Annotated in this window: 8 protein-coding genes and 1 pseudogene; all 9 read left to right on the forward strand. The window is 32.5% G+C overall.

Annotated features, from left to right (window positions below; all coding sequences use genetic code 11):
* Nucleotides 1-309 (forward strand): hypothetical protein (locus ACP5SP_RS07330; RefSeq protein WP_428076381.1); only part of this gene is annotated, 309 nt, incomplete at its 5' end.
* A gap of 12 nt (nt 310-321) precedes the next feature.
* Nucleotides 322-1,272 (forward strand): annotated as a pseudogene (locus ACP5SP_RS07335) (radical SAM/SPASM domain-containing protein); the annotation flags it as partial.
* On the forward strand, nt 1,215-1,922 hold the full coding sequence (locus ACP5SP_RS07340) for an ABC transporter ATP-binding protein (RefSeq protein ID WP_428076382.1): 708 nt from the start codon (nt 1,215-1,217) through the stop codon (nt 1,920-1,922). The pseudogene ACP5SP_RS07335 and the gene ACP5SP_RS07340, both read left to right, overlap by 58 nt.
* Complete coding sequence (locus ACP5SP_RS07345) at nt 1,915-2,166, forward strand: hypothetical protein (protein WP_428076383.1); 252 nt, start codon at nt 1,915-1,917, stop codon at nt 2,164-2,166. Before ACP5SP_RS07340 ends, ACP5SP_RS07345 begins: the two co-directional genes overlap by 8 nt.
* Nucleotides 2,153-2,614, forward strand: coding sequence for a hypothetical protein (locus ACP5SP_RS07350; RefSeq protein WP_428076384.1), 462 nt, complete (start codon nt 2,153-2,155; stop codon nt 2,612-2,614). The genes ACP5SP_RS07345 and ACP5SP_RS07350 overlap by 14 nt, the downstream gene beginning before the upstream one ends.
* A gap of 232 nt (nt 2,615-2,846) precedes the next feature.
* Nucleotides 2,847-3,185: an MFS transporter gene (locus tag ACP5SP_RS07355; protein WP_428076385.1), complete on the forward strand. Its 339-nt coding sequence runs from the start codon at nt 2,847-2,849 to the stop codon at nt 3,183-3,185.
* A 96-nt stretch (nt 3,186-3,281) separates the two neighbouring features.
* Entirely contained in the window at nt 3,282-3,560 is a 279-nt protein-coding gene (locus tag ACP5SP_RS07360) for an autorepressor SdpR family transcription factor (protein ID WP_428076386.1), read from the forward strand.
* Complete coding sequence (locus ACP5SP_RS07365; RefSeq protein WP_416085579.1) at nt 3,553-4,317, forward strand: SdpI family protein; 765 nt, start codon at nt 3,553-3,555, stop codon at nt 4,315-4,317. Before ACP5SP_RS07360 ends, ACP5SP_RS07365 begins: the two co-directional genes overlap by 8 nt.
* A gap of 23 nt (nt 4,318-4,340) precedes the next feature.
* The coding region (locus ACP5SP_RS07370; RefSeq protein WP_428076387.1) for a hypothetical protein at nt 4,341-4,603 on the forward strand (263 nt) is incomplete at its 3' end.

Raw genomic sequence — 4,603 nt, forward strand, 5'->3', positions numbered from 1 at the left:
AAATCTCTAATCCTCATTTCAGTTTTTGTACTGATAATATTTCTGCTTGCCTCCGTTACAGGAAGTTACGTCTTAATTAGGGTGTTTAAAAAAGTATCTGCAAACCTTAAACTTGATATGTTCAGAAATGTGGAAAAGAACATCGTAGCTTTCTTTGAGGAATTTGAAAATAAGTTAGGAATTAAGATTACTGAATGTGAAAGCGTAAATGAAATAAAGAAGTATAACTTTAGATTAACAGGTTGCAAAGAATACTTTGTACCAAGCGATCTTACCTTGGAATTAACTTATAGATGTAATCATAGATGAAGACATTGCTATAATAACAGTGAAATTAGTTTACAATATGAAATGAAAATGGAAGATGCTTTTAGTCTTTTAAATGAAGCAGATAAATTAGGAGTTAAGGTTATTGAGTTAACTGGTGGCGAACCTACTATTCATAATGATTTTAAAAAAATATTAGAAAAGGCTTTTTCATTAGATTTCGAATTAGTAGGGATTTTATCAAATGGTACCAACTTTTCCGAAGATATTTATTCAATCATATCTAAAAATAAGAACCGTGCTGTAGTTCAGGTTGACCTTCATGGTAGTTCTAAAGAATACATGGGTTGGTTTACCGGTAACAGCAAATCCTACGATCTTGTAGTAGAAAGTATTTCGAGGTTGGCGAAATTGGGGGTTCTTACGAGGGTTGCATGTAATGTCACACCGCAGAATGTTGATCAAATGTTAGAAATTGCTAATCTCGCTTACAAATTAGGTGCTGCTTCTGTTGCATTTAGTCCAATTGTGCCAATAGGACGTGCCCAGAGTACTCCCGAAATTATTTTGAATTTTCACAAAAGTGCCAATATAAAATTTGTAAAAAATATGAACATTATCCTCAAAAAATACGGAAAAGGTTTTGTATCTGTAATTGATAGTTCGGAAAATACTTATCCAAATTGCGGTGCTGGTTCAAAAATTATTGTAATTTCTCCGGATTTAGGAGTTAAAATTTGTCAAATGTCACCCGTGATTGACAACCTTGGAAGACACGGAAATTCTTTGGGGTCTTTTTTAGCATCTAATTCAAAGTTAATTGAAAGTATTTCAAAAATCCCAGCACCGAATAAAGAGATATGTGGTAAATGCGATAATCTATGGTTCTGCGGTAGTTGTATAACAAGAGGCATAATTAAAGCAAAAGAGGAGGGAGGAAAGTGTATATGGAAGAAAATAATAGTAGAAAAAGAGCCATCTCTCTTAAAAATGTTTCAAAACTAATAGATGGGAAAATAATATTACAGGATTTAACTTTCGACATTTTTTTAGGCGAAATTCTTGCGATAATTGGACCAAATGGAGCCGGAAAAACAACTACCTTAAGAATTGTAACAGGGATTCTTGATGCCAATTCTGGGGTAATAGAAAAAAATGGAAATTTAAGACTTTCAGCATTAAGTGAAAAGGATTTTTTATGGGATAGGCTTACCGGTTATGAAAACATAAGGCTTTATTGTAAATATTTCAATGGTAGTTCTGAATTGGGAAATTATTATAGCGAAAGGTTGGGCTTAAAGGACTATTTAAATAAAAGAGTTTATACTTATTCGAAGGGAACGAAGAGAAAACTTTCCTTACTTTTATCTCTACTTTTAAAGCCTCAAATTTTGATACTTGATGAGCCTATGACTGGGCTTGATCCAATTTCAAGGAAAAATACGAGGGACTTATTGTTTGAATTAAAAGAAAATGGAGTTGGAATTATTCTTACATCTCACGATCTTGCAGAAGTTGAGAAATGTGCAGACAGATTTATATTGATAAACAACGGAAAAATTATTGCAAACGACTTAGTTTGGGATACACTTTCGAAATACAAAACACTCGAGGACTTATTTTTTGAATTAGCAGGAGGTGATCAAAATGATTAAAGAATTAAAATACAATTTTGAGATGCTTTTCAAGGGCATATTCTTTATAGAATTAGGATTTTTGTTCGGCATACTTACTTTCGTAGTTTCTGGAAGCTTGAAAGGAGGAGAACTTTCATTGGTTTTAAATGGGCCTTATTCAGATACATTTATATCAAGGTATTTTCTCTTAGTATCATATTTTTTGGTAATAATGCTTCCTTACTTTGCTACTTCAGAGACAATTATGTATGAAAAAATTTAGTGGAAGAATAGAGCAATTACTTGTTAATGGTTTTAAACCTTTTTCTTACTTTTGGGGTTCTGCGTTAACTGTTTTTATACTTAATGAAATTATGCTGTTTATTCTATTTTCTGAATTCTATATTTTTAGGTTTTACTTTTTCCCGGGTATTTCAGTGATTTATTTAATTGAACCTTTAGTTGCAATTTCTATTTTCAGTTTTGGTCTTTCGAATTTTTTGTGTGCCGTTGTTTTAAAGATAAAGAAAGTAGATTTGATAAGAGGCTTTCTTTTTGTAATTCCATATATTCTTGTCTTTGGTGGAAATAACCTTATAACAAAGATGAAGCCCGAGTATAATATTGGACTCCTATTAGGAACAGCAGCGATCGGCCTTTTGTTATTTGCTTTATCAATTCTGATAATGAGGAACATTAATAATGAAAGTATTGTCCTAACCATACCATAAACATATGATAGATTCAAACTAACCTGAGCGATTCTCCAAATTTTTCACATATTTTCCTTGGGGTAAAAAATATATTTACCCAAAATCCCCAACCTATATAAATATATTATCTCTGGAATAGAAACTTCAAATTCCTTGTAAATGGTTTCTTGTTTTTGACATTTCTGTTAAGAACTTCTTGCCGTTGTTTGTTTCTTTTATCCCAAAGAGATATAGTTCCTTAAAATTGATTTTGTATGGGCTAATTTTAATGGGTTCTGCCACAATGTTTTTGAGTATCTTCAGGGCTTTACCACTAATGATTATTATTTCCTTTTTTATTGGCTTTGGGAATGCGCTTACCAATATACCGCTAAGCATATTTCTTCAACAAACTGTGCCTAATGATAAGTTGGATATTGTCTCAAGTTTCATTTACACGATGGCATCATTGGGGGCTCCTGTTTCACTTTCTTTGGGTAGATTCCTTTCGGATAAGATTGCCCCGCAAATCTTGATAACTGCTACAGGTTTCTTAGTTTTATTTTTAGTGATCTGTGGTTTTATCTTCCTCAAAACTGAGAAGAGTTAAAAAATCTTTTTAGAGATATAAGAATGCTTAAAAAATCTCTTGACAAAAATCACATTTTGAATATTCTATATTTAGATAACTGTCTAAATATAGAATATGGGGTTGAATGATATATTTAAAGCACTTGGTGATGAAACAAGGAGGAAAGTTCTGATAATGCTTTCAGAAAGGGACTTGACAGCAGGTCAGATTGCAAACGCATTTAATCAATCCTGGCCTACGATTTCTTATCACTTAGAGATGCTGGAAAAAGTAGGACTAATAACCTCAGAAAGAAAAGGTAGAAACATTGTATACAGTTTAAACACAACCATTTTCGAAGAGATACTTGTTTTCTTTGCTAATGTAAAAAGTAGGAGGGATAAAAATGGATGAAACATATAAATTAAACAAAAATGTTATTAGAAAGGAAGCATTTCCAATTTCACTAATAGCAGTGAGCTATATTTTAGGATTACTTATTTACCGTAAACTTCCATTCTTTGTTCCTACAAGTTGGGATTTAGAGGGACACATAAATGCGTATCTTCCAAAAAATTTTGCGATAACATTGCTCCCAACATTTGCTTTGGTATTACTTATTATCTTTCTTCTTATTCCGTATATTGACCCTCTTAGGAAAAATTACTCTAAATTTCTTGATACTTATACAACAATAATTAATCTTCTTGTTGCCCTTCCATGTATCTTACAAATAGTAATGCTCATAGTTATCGTTACGGGGTTAAACTATCTTGTCCCAAGAAGCGCAAATTTAGGAGTTGCAGTGGTATATATCGTGACCGGAAATTTCTTTCCTCGCATAAGGCAAAATTGGTTCATTGGTGTAGGAACGCCATGGACAATGATAAGCGAAGAAATATGGAAAAAGACTCAACGATTAGCAGGTTTCTTGCTTTTTATTTTAGGTATGGTATGCAGCCTATCTATTTTTGTTAAATCTTTGCAATCTGTTCTGCTTTCAGTTGACTGGGCGCTCGTTATCCTTGTCATAAGCAGTTTTTATTCATTTTTCCTCTATTTCAAGATGAGAGAGACTTCAAATGAAATTTCCTTCGAGAGAAAGGCAGACATATTTAGATCTCTTATTTTTACTGTTGTTCATATCCCTTACTGGATTTTTATGCTTTAATCTTTCATATAAGGAGGTATAGTATGAAGAAAGTTTTGTTTGTTTTGACAGTTCTACTTATTGTAGGGGTGTTTTTGACTGGCTGTTCTGCAAAGTTATTAAAGGAAAGTGATGTAAGTTTTGCTGGTCCAATGGTGGAAAATGTTCTTATTGCCCATAATGAAGGAAATTACGACATGTGGGCAAAGGACATGAGTGAAGAAATGCTAAAAGCAGTTCCAAAGGACAAGTTCAACGAAATGTTTAAAACAGTAACTGACAAAATTGGGAACTACATTCCTAATTC

This window comes from Caldisericum sp. (assembly GCF_049967455.1).
In the GTDB taxonomy this organism is placed as follows: Bacteria; Caldisericota; Caldisericia; order Caldisericales; family Caldisericaceae; genus Caldisericum; species Caldisericum exile_A.